This is a genomic window from Streptomyces sp. NPDC050674 (assembly GCF_040654575.1).
GTDB lineage: Bacteria > Actinomycetota > Actinomycetes > Streptomycetales > Streptomycetaceae > Streptomyces.
Window position 1 is genome coordinate 77,922 of record NZ_JBFAIG010000021.1, and the last position, 17,589, is coordinate 95,510.

General features: G+C 70.8%; 16 protein-coding genes. 8 read left to right on the forward strand and 8 right to left on the reverse strand.

What is annotated here, in order from left to right:
• Positions 1 to 53: 53 nt before the first annotated feature.
• Positions 54 to 854 (forward strand): MBL fold metallo-hydrolase, encoded by an 801-nt coding sequence (locus AB0I06_RS29280; RefSeq protein WP_363121836.1) that lies wholly within the window; start codon positions 54 to 56, stop codon positions 852 to 854.
• A 28-nt stretch (positions 855 to 882) separates the two neighbouring features.
• Here the strand turns inward: AB0I06_RS29280 and AB0I06_RS29285 are convergent, their stop codons facing one another.
• Positions 883 to 1,533 (reverse strand): dihydrofolate reductase family protein, encoded by a 651-nt coding sequence (locus AB0I06_RS29285; RefSeq protein ID WP_363121837.1) that lies wholly within the window; start codon positions 1,531 to 1,533, stop codon positions 883 to 885.
• A gap of 86 nt (positions 1,534 to 1,619) precedes the next feature.
• Positions 1,620 to 1,985, reverse strand: a complete 366-nt coding sequence (locus tag AB0I06_RS29290) for a hypothetical protein (RefSeq protein ID WP_363121838.1) — start codon at positions 1,983 to 1,985, stop codon at positions 1,620 to 1,622.
• A gap of 207 nt (positions 1,986 to 2,192) precedes the next feature.
• On the opposite strand from AB0I06_RS29290, the gene AB0I06_RS29295 reads away from it, so the two are divergent.
• From AB0I06_RS29295 to rbsD, 5 genes are all read left to right on the forward strand, one after another.
• The gene (locus AB0I06_RS29295) at positions 2,193 to 3,212 is read left to right on the forward strand and encodes a LacI family DNA-binding transcriptional regulator (protein WP_363121839.1); all 1,020 of its coding nucleotides are present in this window, start codon (positions 2,193 to 2,195) and stop codon (positions 3,210 to 3,212) included.
• Positions 3,209 to 4,741, forward strand: a complete 1,533-nt coding sequence (locus AB0I06_RS29300) for a sugar ABC transporter ATP-binding protein (RefSeq protein ID WP_363121840.1) — start codon at positions 3,209 to 3,211, stop codon at positions 4,739 to 4,741. Before AB0I06_RS29295 ends, AB0I06_RS29300 begins: the two co-directional genes overlap by 4 nt.
• Positions 4,731 to 6,680 (forward strand): substrate-binding domain-containing protein, encoded by a 1,950-nt coding sequence (locus AB0I06_RS29305; protein ID WP_363121841.1) that lies wholly within the window; start codon positions 4,731 to 4,733, stop codon positions 6,678 to 6,680. The genes AB0I06_RS29300 and AB0I06_RS29305 overlap by 11 nt, the downstream gene beginning before the upstream one ends.
• Before the next feature lie 75 nt (positions 6,681 to 6,755).
• Positions 6,756 to 7,658: a ribokinase gene (locus AB0I06_RS29310; RefSeq protein WP_363121842.1), complete on the forward strand. Its 903-nt coding sequence runs from the start codon at positions 6,756 to 6,758 to the stop codon at positions 7,656 to 7,658.
• Positions 7,655 to 8,044, forward strand: coding sequence for a D-ribose pyranase (gene rbsD / locus AB0I06_RS29315; protein ID WP_363121843.1), 390 nt, complete (start codon positions 7,655 to 7,657; stop codon positions 8,042 to 8,044). Before AB0I06_RS29310 ends, rbsD begins: the two co-directional genes overlap by 4 nt.
• A 241-nt stretch (positions 8,045 to 8,285) precedes the next feature.
• Here the strand turns inward: rbsD and AB0I06_RS29320 are convergent, their stop codons facing one another.
• From AB0I06_RS29320 to AB0I06_RS29335, 4 genes are all read right to left on the reverse strand, one after another.
• Complete coding sequence (locus AB0I06_RS29320; protein ID WP_363121844.1) at positions 8,286 to 8,831, reverse strand: GNAT family N-acetyltransferase; 546 nt, start codon at positions 8,829 to 8,831, stop codon at positions 8,286 to 8,288.
• A gap of 15 nt (positions 8,832 to 8,846) precedes the next feature.
• Complete coding sequence (locus AB0I06_RS29325) at positions 8,847 to 9,533, reverse strand: NAD(P)H-dependent oxidoreductase (protein ID WP_363121845.1); 687 nt, start codon at positions 9,531 to 9,533, stop codon at positions 8,847 to 8,849.
• 37 nt (positions 9,534 to 9,570) lie between these two features.
• Positions 9,571 to 9,903 carry a metalloregulator ArsR/SmtB family transcription factor gene (locus AB0I06_RS29330; protein ID WP_363121846.1) on the reverse strand — a complete coding sequence of 111 codons (333 nt, stop codon included), beginning with the start codon at positions 9,901 to 9,903 and terminating at the stop codon, positions 9,571 to 9,573.
• Between the two features lie 77 nt (positions 9,904 to 9,980).
• Positions 9,981 to 10,151 carry a hypothetical protein gene (locus AB0I06_RS29335; RefSeq protein ID WP_363121847.1) on the reverse strand — a complete coding sequence of 57 codons (171 nt, stop codon included), beginning with the start codon at positions 10,149 to 10,151 and terminating at the stop codon, positions 9,981 to 9,983.
• A gap of 247 nt (positions 10,152 to 10,398) precedes the next feature.
• Between AB0I06_RS29335 and AB0I06_RS29340 the strand changes: the two genes are divergently transcribed.
• Both AB0I06_RS29340 and AB0I06_RS29345 read left to right on the forward strand, forming a co-directional pair.
• On the forward strand, positions 10,399 to 12,675 hold the full coding sequence (locus AB0I06_RS29340) for an ATP-dependent RecD-like DNA helicase (RefSeq protein ID WP_363121848.1): 2,277 nt from the start codon (positions 10,399 to 10,401) through the stop codon (positions 12,673 to 12,675).
• A 179-nt stretch (positions 12,676 to 12,854) separates the two neighbouring features.
• A complete protein-coding gene (locus AB0I06_RS29345) occupies positions 12,855 to 14,144 on the forward strand; it encodes a citrate synthase (RefSeq protein WP_363121849.1) in 1,290 nt (429 codons plus the stop codon).
• Positions 14,145 to 14,857: 713 nt separating this feature from the next.
• Here the strand turns inward: AB0I06_RS29345 and AB0I06_RS29350 are convergent.
• Positions 14,858 to 17,104 (reverse strand): heavy metal translocating P-type ATPase, encoded by a 2,247-nt coding sequence (locus AB0I06_RS29350; RefSeq protein ID WP_363121850.1) that lies wholly within the window; start codon positions 17,102 to 17,104, stop codon positions 14,858 to 14,860.
• 140 nt (positions 17,105 to 17,244) lie between these two features.
• Complete coding sequence (locus AB0I06_RS29355; protein ID WP_363121851.1) at positions 17,245 to 17,484, reverse strand: heavy-metal-associated domain-containing protein; 240 nt, start codon at positions 17,482 to 17,484, stop codon at positions 17,245 to 17,247.
• Positions 17,485 to 17,589 lie beyond the last annotated feature (105 nt).

Sequence of the window (17,589 nt, forward strand, 5' to 3'; positions counted from 1 at the left end):
GAAGCAGCTACGGTCTTCTCACGGTTCAATCGCTTCCATCCGTGAGGTGTTCCATGTCTTCCACGCCCGTGACGACCGACTTCCCCGTCCGTGTCCTGGGTGGCCCGACCGCCCTGTTCGAGTACGGCGGTCTGCGCTTCCTGACCGACCCGACCTTCGACGCCCCCGGCGACTACCCCCGGCCCGGGGGCCCGCTCCTGACCAAAACCGCACCCGCCGCCGCCGCGCCCGCCGACCTCGGCAACGTCGACGTAGTGCTGCTCTCCCACGACGAGCACGCCGACAACCTCGACACCTCGGGCCGGGCCCTGCTCGCCGGCATACCCCTGACCCTGACCACACCCGGCGGCGGCAAGCGTCTGGGCGAAAGCCTGGGGGAGAGGGCCAGGGGCCTGGCCGACTGGGAATCCGTCGAGCTGGAGCGCCCCGGCGGCGGCACGGTCACCGTGACCGGCGTCCCCGCCCTGCACGGCCCCGGTCCGCGTGAGCAGGTCGAGGCGTTCACCGGCCAGGTCGTCGGCTTCGTCCTGACCGGCGAGGGCATGCCCACCGTCTACGTCAGCGGTGACAACGCCTCCCTCGACGCGGTCCGCGAGATCGCCGGCCGCTTCGGCCCCGTCGACACCGCCGTGCTCTTCGCCGGCGCCCCCCGCTTCCCCGTCCTCTTCGACAACCGTGTTCTGGTCCTGGACAGCGCCATGGCCGCCGAGGCCGCGCGGATCCTCGGCGCCCGCCGCGTGGTCCCCGTGCACTACGACAGCTGGGCCCACTTCACCGAGGGCCGCGACGAACTGGCGGCCGCCTTCACCGCCGCCGGGCTCGCCGACCGTCTGGACTGGGGCGGGCGCGACTGACCGGGGCGCGCGCCCGGACCGGTGGGTGTCACTTGCGCCAGAAGAGGTGATGGATCACCGCGCCGCCAGGGCTCGGCACGATGTCGCAGTGGAACCGGTCGAACAGTTCCTCGGGGGACTCCCACAGCCGTGAGCCGGACCCGAGCACCACACCGGGCGAGACCGCCACGTGCAGCGTGTCCACCAGGTCGGCGTCCAGGAACTGCCGGATGGTCGCCGCCCCGCCGCCGAGCCGTACGTCCTTGCCCCCGGCCGCCTTGCGCGCCTGGGCGAGGACCTCGGCCGGATCCCCGCCGACGAAGTGGAACGTCGTGTCGGACAGGGTGAACGAGGGGCGCTCGTGGTGGGTCATGACGAACACCGGCGTGTGGAACGGGGGTTCGTCGCCCCACCAGCCCTGCCACTCGTGGTCCTGCCAAGGGCCGCGGTGCGGGCTGAACTTGTTGCGTCCCATGATCTCGGCGCCGATGTTGTGGTGGAAGTCCCGCGTCAGGTAGTCGTCGAGACCGCGGCTGCCCCCGGGGGCGGTGCGGTTCGGCCAGCTCGCCGTGGCCCCGGCCCAGGCGAACATCGTGCCGGGGTCGGCATGGCCGAACGGCCGCTCCAGGCTCTGGCCCTCACCGGCACCGAATCCGTCACTCGAGACGTTGAAGTTCTGCACGCGCAGCAGCTGGGTCACGGTGTTCCTCCTGTGGTCGATGCGAGGAAGACCGCCCGGGCCGGCGAAACTCATCGGTCCGGGCACGGCGCATCAGGAGACCCGGCTCATCCGGCCTGCGCCGTCACGTGGTCGATCACCCGCTGGAAGTCCTCGCTCGGCGAGAACTCCACCAGCTCGCTGTCCTCCAGCGCCATCGGCACATGGCCGGGGCCCCAGTAGTACGCCTGTCCCGCCTCGTACTCCTCCTCGCCCGCGGCCGTGCGCATCCTGATCCGGCCCTTGAGCAGATAGCCCCAGTGCGGGCACTGGCACGCGTCGTCGGGCAGGCCCTTGAGGGCCGGGCCCATGTCCGTGCCCCGGGGCAGGGTGATGTAGCCGACCGACAGGCCGCCGCCGATGGGCTTGATGCGCAGCTCCACTCCATCGCCTTCGAGGGCGACGGGTACGTCGTTCCGGGTCGCCGCCGTCATGGCTCCTCCACTCGCCGGGAAACCGACCTTCTCCTTCCAGCCTGAACCGACGGGGGACCGCCCGCGACATCACGATCCGGTCAAGAGGTACCGCCGGGGGCTTGATTCGCCGCCGTGTAATCGATTCCATGCTCCCGTCGATGTAATCGATTCCACGAGCGCTCATCCGGCGCTCCCACGACTGATCCACAAGGAGGTGGAGCGGCGGTGGCCAGCATCAAGGACGTCGCTGCCGAGGCCGGCGTATCCGTCGCCACGGTCTCGCGCGTCCTGAACGACCATCCGTCGGTCAGCGCGGACGCACGCACCCGCGTGCTGGCCGCCGTCGAGACCCTGGGCTACCGCCCGAACGCCGTCGCCCGCTCCCTGCGCACCGACCAGACCCACACCCTCGGCCTGGTCATCAGCGACGTGCTCAACCCCTACTTCACCGAGCTGGCCCGCTCCGTCGAGGAGGAGGCACGCGCGCTCGGCTACAGCGTGATCATCGGCAACGCCGACGAGCGGCCGGACCTCCAGGACCACCACGTGCGCACCCTGCTGGACCGCCGGATCGACGGCCTGCTCGTCTCCCCGACGGACGGCGGTTCCCCGCTGATGCTGGACGCCGCGCGGGCCGGGACGCCGATGGTGTTCGTGGACCGCTGGATCCCGGGCGTGGACGTGCCGGTGGTGCGGGCGGACGGGCTCAGCGCCGTACGGGACCTCGTGGCGCATCTGCACGGCCTCGGGCACAGGCGGCTCGCCATCATCGCGGGCCCGGCGGCGACCACCACCGGCCGCGAACGCGTGGAGGCCTTCCGGGAGGCGCTCGGCGCATACGGACTTGCACTGCCCGACGCCTACACAGGGCAGGGCGACTTCCAGGCCGAGAGCGGGCGCCGGGTCACCGAGGGCTTCCTCGACCTGGCCGAACCGCCCGAGGTCGTCTTCGCCGCCGACAACCTGATGGCGCTCGGCGCGCTGGACGCCGTACGCGCCCGTGGCCTGCGCGTCCCGGACGACCTCGCGCTGGCCGCGTTCGACGACATCCGGTGGTTCGTGCACACCGATCCGCCGATCACCGCGATCGCCCAGCCCACGGGCGAGCTGGGCCGGGCCGCCGTGCGGGCCCTGGTCGACCGGATCGAGGGGCGGCCCGGCGAGTCCGTCACCCTCCCCGCCCGTCTCGTCGTACGCCGCTCGTGCGGCGAGAACCCCACCCCAGTGCAAAGGAGCACGACGTGAGCAACGCGGACGAGTTGCTGCGCATCGAGGGCATACGGAAGACCTTCCCGGGTGTGGTCGCGCTGGACGGCGTCGACTTCGATCTGCGCCGGGGCGAGGTGCACGTGCTGCTCGGTGAGAACGGCGCGGGCAAGAGCACCCTCATCAAGATGCTCTCCGGTGCCTACACGCCCGACGCCGGGCGGATCCTGGTCGGCGGCGAGGAGACCCGCATCCAGGGTGCGCAGGACTCCGAGCGGCTCGGGATCGCCACCATCTACCAGGAGTTCAACCTGGTCCCGGATCTGACGGTCGCCGAGAACATCTTCCTGGGCCGCCAGCCGCGCCGTCTGGGGATGATCGACCGCAAGCGGATGGAGGCCGACGCCGAGGTCCTGCTGAAGCGGGTCGGCGTGGACGTCTCGCCCCGTGCCCGGGTCCGCGAACTCGGCATCGCCCGGTTGCAGATGGTCGAGATCGCCAAGGCGCTCAGCCTGGACGCCCGCGTGCTGATCATGGACGAGCCGACCGCCGTGCTCACCTCCGAGGAGGTGGAGAGGCTCTTCGCGATCGTGCGCGCGCTGCGCGAGGAGGGCGTCGGGATCGTCTTCATCACCCACCACCTGGAGGAGATCGCCGCACTCGGCGACCGGGTGACGGTGATCCGGGACGGCAGGAGCGTCGGGCACGTCCCCGCCTCCACCCCCGAGGACGAGCTCGTCCGGCTCATGGTCGGACGCTCCATCGAGCAGCAGTACCCGCGCGAACGCGCCGACCGGGGCGCCGCGCTGCTCACCGTCGAGGGACTCACCCGGGACGGCGTCTTCCACGACGTCGGCTTCGAGGTGCACGCCGGTGAGGTCGTCGGCATCGCCGGACTCGTCGGCGCCGGGCGCACCGAGGTCGTCCGGGCGGTCTTCGGGGCCGACGCGTACGACAAGGGCACCGTCAAGGTGTCCGGTACCCCGATCGCCAAGTACGACGTCAACGCGGCGATGACCGCCGGGATCGGACTCGTCCCCGAGGACCGCAAGGGCCAGGGCCTGGTGCTGGACGCCTCCGTCGAGGAGAACCTCGGCCTGGTGACCCTGCGGTCGGCCACGCGCGGCGGGCTCGTGGACCTCAAGGGGCAGCGCGAGGCCGCCGAACGGATCGCGCAGCAGCTCGGCGTGCGGATGGCCGGGCTCGGCCAGCACGTGCGCACCCTCTCCGGCGGCAACCAGCAGAAGGTCGTCATCGGCAAGTGGCTGCTCGCCGACACCAAGGTGCTGATCCTCGACGAGCCCACGCGCGGCATCGACGTCGGCGCCAAGGTCGAGATCTACCAGCTGATCAACGAACTCACCGCCGCCGGCGCGGCCGTGCTGATGATCTCCAGCGACCTTCCCGAGGTGCTCGGCATGAGCGACCGGGTGCTGGTGATGGCCCAGGGCCGGATCGCCGGTGAGCTCTCCGCCGACGAGGCGACCCAGGACGCCGTGATGGCCCTCGCCGTCAGCACCCCTACGACCACGACCACGAACGGAACGGAGGCCCCCGGTGGCCACTGACACGCTCAAGAGCACGACGGGCGCGGGTGGCGCCTCGGGGGGCCTGCGCCGCCTCCTGCTCGACAACGGCGCGCTCACCGCGCTCATCGTCCTCGTCATCGCCATGTCCGTGCTGTCCGGCGACTTCCTGACGGCGGACAACCTCCTCAACGTCGGCGTCCAGGCGGCCGTGACGGCCATCCTCGCCTTCGGCGTGACGTTCGTGATCGTCTCGGCGGGCATCGACCTGTCGGTCGGCTCGGTCGCGGCGCTGTCCGCCACGGTCCTCGCCTGGAGCGCCACCTCGGCGGGCGTCCCGGTCTTCCTCGCCGTGCTGCTCGCCATAGCGACGGGCATCGTCTGCGGCCTGGTCAACGGCATCCTGATCTCCTACGGCAAGCTGCCGCCGTTCATCGCCACGCTGGCCATGCTGTCCGTGGCCCGCGGCCTGTCCCTCGTCATCTCCGAGGGCTCCCCGATCGCCTTCCCCGACTCGGTCTCCCACCTCGGCGACACCCTCGGCGGCTGGCTGCCGGTGCCGGTCCTGGTCATGGTCGTCATGGGCCTGATCGCCGCGTTCGTGCTCGGCCGGACGTACATCGGCCGCTCCATGTACGCGATCGGCGGCAACGAGGAGGCCGCGCGGCTGTCCGGCCTGCGCGTGAAGAAGCAGAAGCTCGCCATCTACGCCTTCTCGGGCGTCTTCGCCGCCGTCGCCGGTGTCGTGCTGGCCGCCCGGCTGTCCTCCGCGCAGCCCCAGGCCGCCGACGGCTACGAGCTGGACGCGATCGCCGCCGTCGTCATCGGCGGCGCCTCCCTCGCGGGCGGCACCGGCAAGGCCTCCGGCACGCTCATCGGCGCGCTGATCCTCGCCGTGCTGCGCAACGGGCTGAACCTGCTGAACGTCTCGGCGTTCTGGCAGCAGGTCGTCATCGGTGTCGTCATCGCGCTGGCGGTGCTGTTCGACACGCTGCGGCGCAAGGCGGGGGCGACCCCGGTGGCCGGTGCTTCGCAGGGAGGCAGGGGCAGGCAGGCGGCGACGTACGGGCTCGCGGCCGTGGTCACCGTCGCGATCGTCGGCGCCACCTCGTTCCTGCACAACGGCTCCTCCGCCACCGACAAGCCGAAGATGGGCCTGTCGCTGTCCACCCTCAACAACCCCTTCTTCGTGCAGATCCGGGCCGGCGCCCAGGCGGAGGCGAAGAAGCGGGGCGTGGACCTGACCGTCACCGACGCCCAGAACGACGCCTCCCAGCAGGCCAACCAGCTCCAGAACTTCACCAGTTCCGGCCTCGGCGCGATCATCGTGAACCCGGTGGACTCGGACGCCGCGAGCAACTCCGTCAAGGCCGCCGACCAGGCGAAGATCCCGGTCATCGCGGTCGACCGGGGCGTGAACAAGGCGTCGGTGGACGCCCTGGTCGCCTCCGACAACGTCGCCGGCGGTGAACTCGCCGCCAAGACCATCGCCGACAAGCTGGGCGGCAAGGGCAAGATCGTGATCCTCCAGGGCCAGGCCGGTACCTCCGCCGCCCGGGAGCGCGCGCAGGGCTTCGCCAACGGACTCAAGGCCTTCCCGGGCATCCGGGTCGTGGCCCAGCAGCCCGCCGACTTCGACCGCACCAAGGGCCTCGATGTCATGTCGAACCTGCTCCAGGCCCACCCGGACGTCCAGGGCGTCATCGCCGCCAACGACGAGATGGCGCTCGGCGCGATCAAGGCGCTGGGCTCCAAGGCCGGAAAGTCGGTCTCGGTCGTGGGCTTCGACGGCACGCCGGACGGACTGAAGGCGGTCGAGGGCGGCACGCTGTACGCGTCCGTCGCGCAGCAGCCGTCCCAGCTCGGCAGGATCGCCGTGGACAACGCCCTGCGTGCCCTGAAGGGCGAGAAGGTCGAGGAGACGGTGAAGGTGCCGGTGAAGGTGGTCACCAAGGAGAACGTGGCCGGCTTCAGCGGCTGACATCGGGGAACGGCGGGCGGTCGCACACGGTGTGCGGGACCGCCCGCCCATGTCACTCACGTGGGGAGACAACTCATGTACGACTACGACCTCCTGGTCGTGGGGTCGGCCAACGCCGACCTGGTGATCGGGGTGGAGCGCCGGCCCGGTGCCGGAGAGACCGTGCTCGGCTCCGACCTGGCCGTCCACCCGGGCGGCAAGGGCGCGAACCAGGCGGTCGCCGCCGCCCGGCTCGGCGCCCGCACGGCCCTGCTGGCCCGGGTCGGCGACGACGCGCACGGCCGGCTGCTGCTGGACTCGCAGCGCGCGGCCGGCGTCGACACGGTGGGTGTCCTGGTGGGCGGCGCGCCGACCGGGGTCGCGCTGATCACGGTCGACCCGTCCGGGGACAACAGCATCGTCGTCTCGCCCGGCGCCAACGGCCGCCTGACGCCCGAGGACGTCAGGGCGGCCGGGTGCCTCTTCCAGGGGTCCCGGGTGGTGTCGGCGCAGCTGGAGATCCCGCTGGAGACGGTGGTGGAGGTCGTACGGAGCCTGGCGCCGGGGAGCCGTTTCGTGCTGAACCCCTCGCCGCCGCGCCCCCTGCCGCAGGAGGTGCTGGCGGCCTGCGACCCGCTGATCGTGAACGAGCACGAGGCGAAGGTGATCCTGGGTGACTCCGCCGTCGGGGACACCCCCGAGGACTGGGCGCGGATCCTTCTCGCCAAGGGCCCGAGGTCGGTGGTGGTGACGCTGGGCGCGCAGGGCGCGCTGGTGGCGTCGTCGGAGGGTGTCTCGCGCGTGCCCGCGGTGAAGGTGGAGGCGGTGGACACCACGGGTGCGGGCGACTCCTTCACGGCCGCGCTGGCCTGCCGGCTGGGCGCGGGCGAGTCGCTCGCGCGGGCGGCGGCGTACGCGGCCCGGGTGGGTGCCGCGACCGTGACGAAGCAGGGCGCCCAGGCGTCCTTCCCGACCGCGGCGGAGGTCGCCGGTTCATGAAGAAGACCGGGATACTCAACCGCCACCTCGCCGGTGCGCTGGCTGAACTCGGCCACGGTGACGGGGTGCTGGTGTGCGACGCGGGCATGCCGATCCCCGACGGTCCCCGGGTGGTGGACCTGGCGTTCCGGGCTGGCGTGCCGTCGTTCGCCGAGGTGCTGGACGGGGTGCTGGCGGAGCTGGTGGTCGAGGGGGCGACGGCGGCGCGCGAGCTGCGGGAGGCCAACCCGCAGGCCTCGGCGCTGCTGGAAGGGCACTTCCCGGGGCTGGACCTCGTCCCGCACGAGCGGCTCAAGGAGCTGTCGGCGGGGGCCCGGCTGGTCGTCCGCACGGGCGAGGCACGGCCGTACGCGAACGTCCTGCTGAGGTGCGGCGTCTTCTTCTGACAGCCCCGAAGGGCCTTCGGACGGCCCCGAACGGTTTCGAAGGGGCCCGGTCCGTCGACCGGGCCCCCTCGGCTTTTCCCCTCCCGTCAGGAACCCCCGCGATCCCCCCGGATCCCCCTCCAGAAGTCCTGACGCCTAGTACGACCCGCTGAGGGCGGAAAGGGTTGCACGACGGGGCAAGAAATTCCTGCCGGATTATCGCGGGCCCGCCGCCAGGGCGGCTTCGGCCCTGCGCGACCCCCTACCGAGGCCGGTCGCGCAACGGGCCGGATCCGGCGGGGAGTCGGTTTCGGCAGGCGGTGAGCACGCGGGTGACACCACCGTCGTCCTCCTCGATGTCGCGCACGTGCTCGAACCCGAGGCGCCCGAGCAGACGCAGCGAGGCCTCGTTCTCCGCCGCGACGGTGGCGTGCACCTCGCGGAGCCCGAGCGTCTCGAAGCCGTACGCCACGAGCGCCCCGGCGAGTTCCGTGCCCAGTCCGCCTCCCCACGCCGCGGGGTCCAGCGCGTAGACGATCTCGTGCCCGTCCACCGCGTCGGTCCGCTTGATCTCCGCGTGCCCGACCAGGCGCCCGGCCTGCCGGACGGCCCACACGTCGAACAGGTCCCGGGCGTAGACCTTGCTGAAGATCCGCCCGAACAGGGCCCGGTCGTCCGCCTCGGAGGAGGGCCCGTCGCCCATCCACCGGGACACCCTCGTGTCCTGGAACAGGGCGACGAAGGCGTCCTCGTCGTCCGGGCTGTAGGGGGTCAGGAGCAGGCGTGGGGTGCGCAGGGGCGGGGGCATGGAGGCGGACGGTAGTCAGGCGGTGGCCCCGTCGGCAACCGGCTTTCGTGTCGCCCGGGCGACGGCCTGACCGGCCGCCTCCAGCGCCGCGGCCCGTTCCTCGTCGCTCATGCGGGCCGGTCCGTAGGTGATGACCGGGCCGAGGACCTCGAAGCCGACGAACTCCAGCATTCCGCGGTGGATGTGGAACAGGAAGTCGTCCATCGGGCCGAACGCGCCACCGGGCCGGAACGACTCGCTTGGCCCGCCGGTCGTGAACAGCAGCATCGCGCGCTTGCCGGCGAGTGCCGCCTCGCCGAAGAGCCCGTGGGCACCGCCGAAGACCCCGCCCATCACGAAGACCCGGTCCACCCAGCCCTTGAGGACGGCGGGCAGCGAGAACCACCACAGGGGGAAGGACAGCACGAGCAGATCGGCGGCGAGCAACCGGTCGAGATGGTCTTGGACGGTCGCGTCGAGCGTCCCCTCGCCGACCGCGCGCAGCTGCTCGGCCTGCGGCTTGAACACGCCGTCCACCGGGGCGAACTCCTCCCGGGCCAGCACCGGAGCCCAGCCTTCGGCGTAGAGATCCAGGACGTCGACCCGGTACCCGGCCCGGCCGAGGGAATCGGCCGCGGCCCTCATCTGGGCGGAGCAGAACGACAGGGGCTCGGGGTGCGCGTGGACGATCAGGGCGCGGGGCATGGCATCGAAGGTCGGCATGAGGGGGATCATATCGACGTATCGCGATGCGTCAATGTCAGAGAGTGGTGCCGATCGCCTGCGCCAAGCGCGTCAGCCGCTCCTCGTCGCGCCGGTAGTGGGTCCATTTGCCGATCCGGGTGGGCCTGACGAGCCCCGCCCGTTCGAGCGTGCTCATATAGCTGGACACCGTCGACTGGGCGAGTCCCGCCTTCGCCTGGATGTGCGTGACGCACACGCCGACCGACCGGCGGTCCGCGATCGGCTCGTAGGCGCCGAAGTGCGCCTCGGGATCCTTCAGCCACTGCATGATCTGCAATCGGGCGGGGTTGCCGAGGGCCTTGAACATCTCGATCAGATCGTCCGGATCGAGTTCCGCCGTCGCGGTCATGCGCCGCCCTTTCACTCACCAGTCGGACGCACCACGTTATCTCGATATGGGAATCCGCTGCGCTCCGGCCCGCGGCCTCAGCGCCGCAGGCTGTAGCTCACCATCGACGCTCCCACCACCGACCCGAACGCCGGCAGCAGCAGCTGGGTGAAGGCCTCCCAGCCCCACACGATGCCCGCGCACACCGCCGCGAGGTTGATGGCCAGGGACATGATCCACAGGGCGACGCTCTGGGCCTGGGGTGACATCGTTCCTCGCCGTCATTCGGGGCCGTCGGGAATGGCCGGCCCCGTTGTGATGAACCCCTGAATTCTTCCACGGTAAAGGATCGAAAAAGGCTCGACCCGGATGCTTGAACTGTAAAGCTTCGACTTTTCTTGTGAATCCGCGGTGAAAAGTGAGCCCTCGTGCGCATACTGAACGGTCGCTTTTGGGGGAGGGGTGGGCCGCGGATCGCCCCGCTGCGCCGTCACAGGCGGACGGTACCGTCGGATCATGACCGATCAGGCGGGGGCCGCCCAGGCGGGCGAGCGGCGACCGGCGACGCTGGAGGGCGTGCTGGAGCGCATCACGTACGCCAACGAGGGAAACGGTTACACGGTCGCCCGGGTCGACACCGGCAGAGGCGGCGGCGACCTCCTCACGGTCGTCGGCGCGCTGCTCGGCGCCCAGGTCGGCGAGTCCCTGCGCATGGAGGGCCGCTGGGGCTCCCACCCGCAGTACGGCAAGCAGTTCCACGTGGAGAACTACACGACGGTCCTGCCGGCCACCGTCCAGGGCATCCGCCGCTATCTCGGCTCGGGCCTCGTCAAAGGCATCGGCCCGGTCTTCGCCGACCGGATCACCCAGCACTTCGGCATGGACACCCTGAAGATCATCGAGGAGGAGCCCAAACGCCTCATCGAGGTCCCCGGGCTCGGCCCCAAGCGCACCATGAAGATCGCCGACGCCTGGGAGGAGCAGAAGGCGATCAAGGAGGTCATGCTCTTCCTCCAGACGGTCGAGGTCTCCACCTCCATCGCCGTGCGCATCTACAAGAAGTACGGCGATGCCTCCATCTCGGTCGTGAAGAACCAGCCGTACCGGCTCGCCTCCGACGTCTGGGGCATCGGCTTCCTGACCGCCGACAAGATCGCCCGGTCCGTCGGCATCCCGCACGACAGCCCCGAGCGCGTCAAGGCGGGTTTGCAGTACGCGCTGTCCCAGTCCACCGACCAGGGGCACTGCTTCCTCCCGGAGGAGCAGCTGATCAAGGACGCGGTCAAGCTCCTCCAGGTCGACACCGGCCTGGTCATCGAGTGCCTGGCCGAACTGGCCGAACCAGCGGAGGGCGGCGAGGACCCCGGCGTCGTACGGGAGAAGGTGCCGGGCCCCGACGGGGAGCCCGTCACCGCGATCTACCTCGTGCCCTTCCACCGCGCCGAACTCTCCCTCTCCGCCCAGCTGCTGCGCCTCCTGCGCACCGGCGAGGACCGCATGCCGGGCTTTCGGGCCGTGGCCTGGGACAAGGCGCTGGGCTGGCTCAAGGGACGCACGGGCACCGATCTCGCGCCCGAGCAGGAGGCCGCCGTCAAGCTGGCGCTGACCGAGAAGGTCGCCGTCCTGACCGGCGGGCCCGGCTGCGGCAAGTCCTTCACGGTCCGCTCGATCGTGGAACTGGCCCGGGCCAGGAAGGCGAAGGTCGTGCTCGCCGCCCCCACGGGCCGGGCCGCCAAGCGCCTGTCCGAGCTCACGGGCGCCGAGGCCTCCACGGTCCACCGCCTGCTGGAGCTCAAGCCCGGCGGCGACGCGGCCTACGACCGGGAGCGCCCGCTGGACGCCGACCTGGTGGTGGTCGACGAGGCGTCCATGCTGGACCTGCTCCTCGCCAACAAGCTGGTGAAGGCGGTCCCGCCGGGAGCGCACCTGCTCTTCGTCGGGGACGTCGACCAGCTGCCCAGCGTCGGCGCGGGCGAGGTCCTGCGGGACCTCCTCGCCGACGGCGGCCCGATCCCCGCCGTCCGCCTCACCCGCGTCTTCCGGCAGGCCCAGCAGTCCGGCGTGGTGACGAACGCGCACCGGATCAACGCCGGACTGCACCCGGTCACGGACGGCATGAAGGACTTCTTCCTCTTCGTCGAGGACGACACCGAGGCCGTCGGACGCCTCACCGTCGACGTGGCCGCCCGCCGCGTTCCGGCCAAGTTCGGGCTGGACCCGCGCCGGGACGTCCAGGTCCTCGCCCCGATGCACCGCGGCCCGGCCGGCGCGGGCACCCTCAACGGCCTGCTGCAACAGGCCGTCACCCCCGGCCGTCCCGACCTGCCGGAGAAGAGGTTCGGCGGACGGGTGTTCCGCGTCGGCGACAAGGTCACCCAGATTCGCAACAATTACGAGAAGGGCGAGAACGGCGTCTTCAACGGCACCGTCGGCGTCGTCACCTCGCTCGACCCGGTCGACCAGCGGCTGACGGTGCTCACGGACGAGGACGAGGAGGTGCCGTACGAGTTCGACGAACTCGACGAGCTGGCCCACGCGTACGCCGTGACGATCCACCGCTCCCAGGGCAGCGAGTACCCGGCGGTCGTCATCCCGGTCACCACGGGCGCCTGGATGATGCTCCAGCGCAACCTGCTCTACACGGCGGTCACCCGGGCCAAGCAGCTGGTCGTCCTCGTCGGTTCACGCAAGGCGATCGGCCAGGCCGTGCGCACGGTTTCGGCGGGCCGGCGGTGCACGGCACTCGACTTCCGGCTCGGTTCAACGAAAAATGATCGATCAAATGAGTCGTGAAGGTCACAAGGCACTTCCGGAAGGGGATCACAGGGGGCAGGATGAGCAAGTTGACGGCACTCAGTGCCGTCGATAGGCCCGATGGTCGACCCCGAGTGCACTCTCCTGAGCCAAGTGGGGGATGGTAGAGACAGTCAGGGCAACCTCGAAGATGAGGCACAACGTCGGTGAGGGAAGACGTGAGCGACAACTCTGTAGTACTGCGGTACGGCGACGGCGAGTACACCTACCCGGTGATCGACAGCACCGTCGGTGACAAGGGCTTCGACATCGGAAAGCTCCGCGCCCAGACCGGTCTGGTGACGCTGGACAGCGGCTACGGCAACACGGCCGCGTACAAATCCGCCGTCACGTACCTGGACGGCGAAGCGGGCATCCTGCGGTACCGCGGCTACCCGATCGAACAGCTGGCCGAGCGCTCCACCTTCCTGGAGGTCGCCTACCTGCTGATCAACGGCGAGCTGCCGACGGTCGACGAGCTCTCGACGTTCAAGAACGACATCACGCAGCACACCCTGCTGCACGAGGACGTCAAGAACTTCTACAAGGGCTTCCCGCGCGACGCCCACCCGATGGCCATGCTGTCCTCGGTCGTCTCGGCGCTGTCCACGTTCTACCAGGACAGCCACAACCCGTTCGACGAGCGCCAGCGCAACCTCTCGACGATCCGGCTGCTCGCCAAGCTTCCGACGATCGCCGCGTACGCGTACAAGAAGTCGATCGGTCACCCGTTCGTCTACCCGCGCAACGACCTCGGCTACGTCGAGAACTTCCTCCGCATGACCTTCTCGGTCCCCGCGCAGGAGTACGACCTGGACCCGACCGTGGTCTCCGCGCTCGACAAGCTGCTGATCCTGCACGCGGACCACGAGCAGAACTGCTCGACCTCCACGGTCCGCCTGGTCGGCTCCTCGCAGGCGAACATGTTCGCCTCGATCTCCGCCGGCATCAACGCCCTGTGGGGCCCGCTGCACGGTGGCGCCAACCAGTCCGTGCTGGAGATGCTGGAGGGCATCCGCGACTCCGGCGGCGACGTCGACTCCTTCATCCGCAAGGTGAAGAACAAGGAGGACGGCGTCCGCCTGATGGGCTTCGGCCACCGGGTCTACAAGAACTTCGACCCGCGCGCCAAGATCATCAAGGCCGCCGCGCACGACGTGCTGTCCGCCCTCGGCAAGTCCGACGAGCTGCTGGACATCGCGCTGAAGCTGGAGGAGCACGCGCTCTCCGACGACTACTTCGTCTCGCGCAGCCTCTACCCGAACGTCGACTTCTACACCGGCCTGATCTACCGGGCCATGGGCTTCCCGACCGAGATGTTCACGGTCCTGTTCGCCCTCGGCCGGCTGCCGGGCTGGATCGCCCAGTGGCACGAGATGATCAAGGAGCCGGGCTCCCGCATCGGCCGCCCGCGCCAGATCTACACCGGCGTGGTCGAGCGCGACTTCGTTCCCGTCGAGGAGCGCTGAGGCCGCCGCCCAGGAGCCCTGAGGCGCGGTACCGCGAGAGCCCCCGCATCCGGTTGCCGGATGCGGGGGCTCTCGCGTGATTCCCGACGTACTTCGTGGATCACCGACGGGTCTCGGACGATCCCTCACGTAATTTCTTACGCAATGAAGAAGGCGCCCCGGCGTCGGTCCCCCCACGGGCCGACGTCCAGGGCGCCTTCCCAGTCCCGGTACGGATTCCCCCCACGGGATCCGGCCGGGCGTCTGTGAGGACAGCGCCTGAATCGCTGTTGAGCAGAACGAGCGAAAATCGCCGTACTGCTGTGGTGTGCGCTCTGCCGGGACAGCGCACGCCCGGGAGGGCCGCTCAAAGCTTCCCGGCGTACGTGCCCCGGCAACGCTCCCCCAAGCTCTCAGCTTCGTTCGAGCAGGGAGGTACCCCCAACTGGAGAAGTCCCCCAAGACATCTCCAGATGCCAGGTGGCGCCCCCCAAGACGCTGCCTGACATCGTCAACTTAGACCTTCGAACCCCTTCGATGGTTACGTTCACATCACTGTGATCTGCGTCTCTTGCGTATGTCCGTTAGCTGCGCAAGAGCCCGGATATAGCGGTTCGAGACCCAAGCGTAAGGATGCTGCGCGAGCCTTGTGAAGAGCTTATGTGAGCCGGGCCCGGGACTCCAGAGGGGCTCAAATCACGTTCGCCGTGAACTTGGGTCGAATTCGGGCGAGTTCACCGGAATGTCCGCAGCCGCAGACTGTTCGTGACGACGAAGACCGACGAGAAGGCCATCGCGGCCCCGGCGATCATCGGATTGAGCAGACCGGCGGCGGCCAGCGGCAGCGCGGCCACGTTGTAGCCGAAGGCCCACAGCAGGTTGCCCTTGATCGTGGCCAGCGTCCGCCGGGAGAGCCGGATGGCGTCCGCCGCGACCCGCAGATCACCGCGGACCAGCGTCAGGTCGCCCGCCTCGATCGCCGCGTCGGTGCCGGTGCCCAGGGCCAGGCCCAGATCGGCGGTGGCGAGGGCCGCCGCGTCGTTGACGCCGTCGCCCACCATGGCGACGACCCGCCCCTCGGCCTGGAGCCGCCGTACCGCGTCGACCTTGTCCTCGGGCAGGACCTCGGCCACGACCTTCTCGATCCCCACGGCCGCGGCCACCGTCTCGGCCACCGCGCGGTTGTCCCCGGTCAGGAGCACCGGTGTGAGCCCCAGCGCGCGCAGGTCGCGCACGGCCTCGGCGCTGGTCTCCTTGACCGTGTCCGCGACGGCCAGCACGGCCCGCGCCCTCCCGTCCCAGCCGGCCACGACGGCCGTGTGCCCGGCCCGCTCGGCCTCGTCCCGCGCGCGGGCCAGCTCCGGCGGCACGTCGTCGAAGAGCCGCCCCACGGCGACCTCACGGCCCTCCACACGGCCGCGTACGCCCCGCCCGGGGACGTTCTCGAACCCTTCGACGTCCGGGAGCCGCCCGGCCCTCTCCTCGGCGCCCAGGGCGATCGCCCGGGCGACGGGGTGCTCGGAGGCGTGCTCGACGGCGCCCGCGAGCCGCAGCACCTCCTTCTCGTCGGCGCCCTCGGCGAGACGGACCTCCTGGAGGGTCATCCGGCCGGTGGTGACGGTGCCCGTCTTGTCCAGGACGACGGTGTCGACCCGGCGGGTGGACTCCAGCACCTCCGGGCCCTTGATCAGGATGCCGAGCTGGGCGCCGCGGCCCGTGCCGACCATCAGCGCGGTCGGGGTGGCCAGACCCAGCGCGCACGGGCAGGCGATGATCAGCACCGCGACGCCCGCGGTGAACGCGGCGACCCCGTCGCCCGTCAGTCCGAGCCAGGCCCCGGCCGTGGCGACGGCGATCAGCAGCACCGCCGGCACGAAGACCCCGGAGATCCGGTCGGCGAGCCGCTGTACCTCGGCCTTGCCGTTCTGCGCGTCCTCCACCAGCTTCGCCATCCGCGCGAGCCGGGTGTCGGCGCCGACCCGGGTGGCCTCGACGACCAGCCGCCCGCCCGCGTTGACCGTCGCGCCGGTGACCGCGTCCCCGGGCACCACGTCCACCGGCACCGACTCACCCGTCAGCATCGAGGCGTCCACGGCACAGACGCCCTCGACGACCGTGCCGTCGGTGGCGATCTTCTCGCCGGGCCGTACGACGAACCGGTCGCCGACGGCCAGGCGCCGCGCCGGGATCCGCACCTCGCGTCCGTCCCGCAGCACGGCCACGTCCTTGGCGCCCAGTTCCATCAGCGCCCTGAGCGCCGCGCCCGCACGGCGCTTGGAACGGGCCTCCAGGTAGCGGCCCAGCAGGATGAAGGCGGTGACCCCGGAGGCGACCTCCAGGTAGATCGAGGAGGCGCCGTCCCCGCGCGAGACGGTGAGCTCGAAGGGGTGCCGCATGCCCGGCATGCCCGCCTCGCCGAGGAACAGCGCCCACAGGGACCAGCCGAACGCCGCCAGGGTGCCCAGGGAGACCAGCGTGTCCATGGTGGCGGCGCCGTGCCGGGCGTTCGTCCAGGCCGCCCGGTGGAAGGGCAGCCCGCCCCAGACCACGACCGGCGCGGCGAGGGTGAGCGAGAGCCACTGCCAGTTGTCGAACTGGAGCGCGGGGACCATCGCCAGAAGGATCACCGGCACGGCGAGGACCGCGGAGACGGTCAGGCGACTGCGCAGGGCCGACAGCTCGGGGTCCTGGTCCTCGGCCCCGGCGGGGGAGTCCTCCTCGCGCGGGGGCGCCGGTTCCTCGGCGGTGTACCCGGTCTTCACCACGGTGGCGATCAGGTCGGCGACCTCGGTGCCCTCAGGGCAGGTGATCCGGGCCTTCTCCGTCGCGTAGTTCACCGTGGCGGTGACGCCGTCCATGCGGTTCAGCTTCTTCTCGACCCGGGCCGCGCAGGACGCGCAGGTCATCCCGCCGATGAGCAGCTCGACCTCGGTGAGGGCCGGCTCGCGGCCGGCCGGCGCATGGGCGGTGGTGCTGGTCATGTCCTCACTCCAGGAGATGCGTTGAGCCCGCACAGCGCGACGGGCCGTACGGGCCGGGGCGGCGGCGTACGGCCCGTACACGGGTACGAGTGCCAGGACCGGCGCGTTCCAGACCCGGCCGGCCGGCGGGCTCGGGAGGCTCAGGCCCGGCCGGCCAGTTCGAAACCGGCCTCGTCGACGGCGGCGCGCACGGCCTCGTCGTCGAGCGGGGCCGCCGAGACGACGGTGACCTCGCCGGTCTTGGCGACGGCCGTCACGGACGTCACGCCGGAGAGCTGGGAGATCTCCCCGGAGACCGCGCCCTCGCAGTGTCCGCAGCTCATGCCGCTCACCTTGAAGACGGTGGTGACGGGGCCCGTGGTGTCGGTCTGGGCGGTCATGTCGTTACTCCTCGTCGAGGCATGTGGGGCTGTGGGGTCCCTTGGGGATCCGCACCTCCCACTGTACCCCTAGGGGGTATCGGTTCGGGAAGCCGGCCACCGACG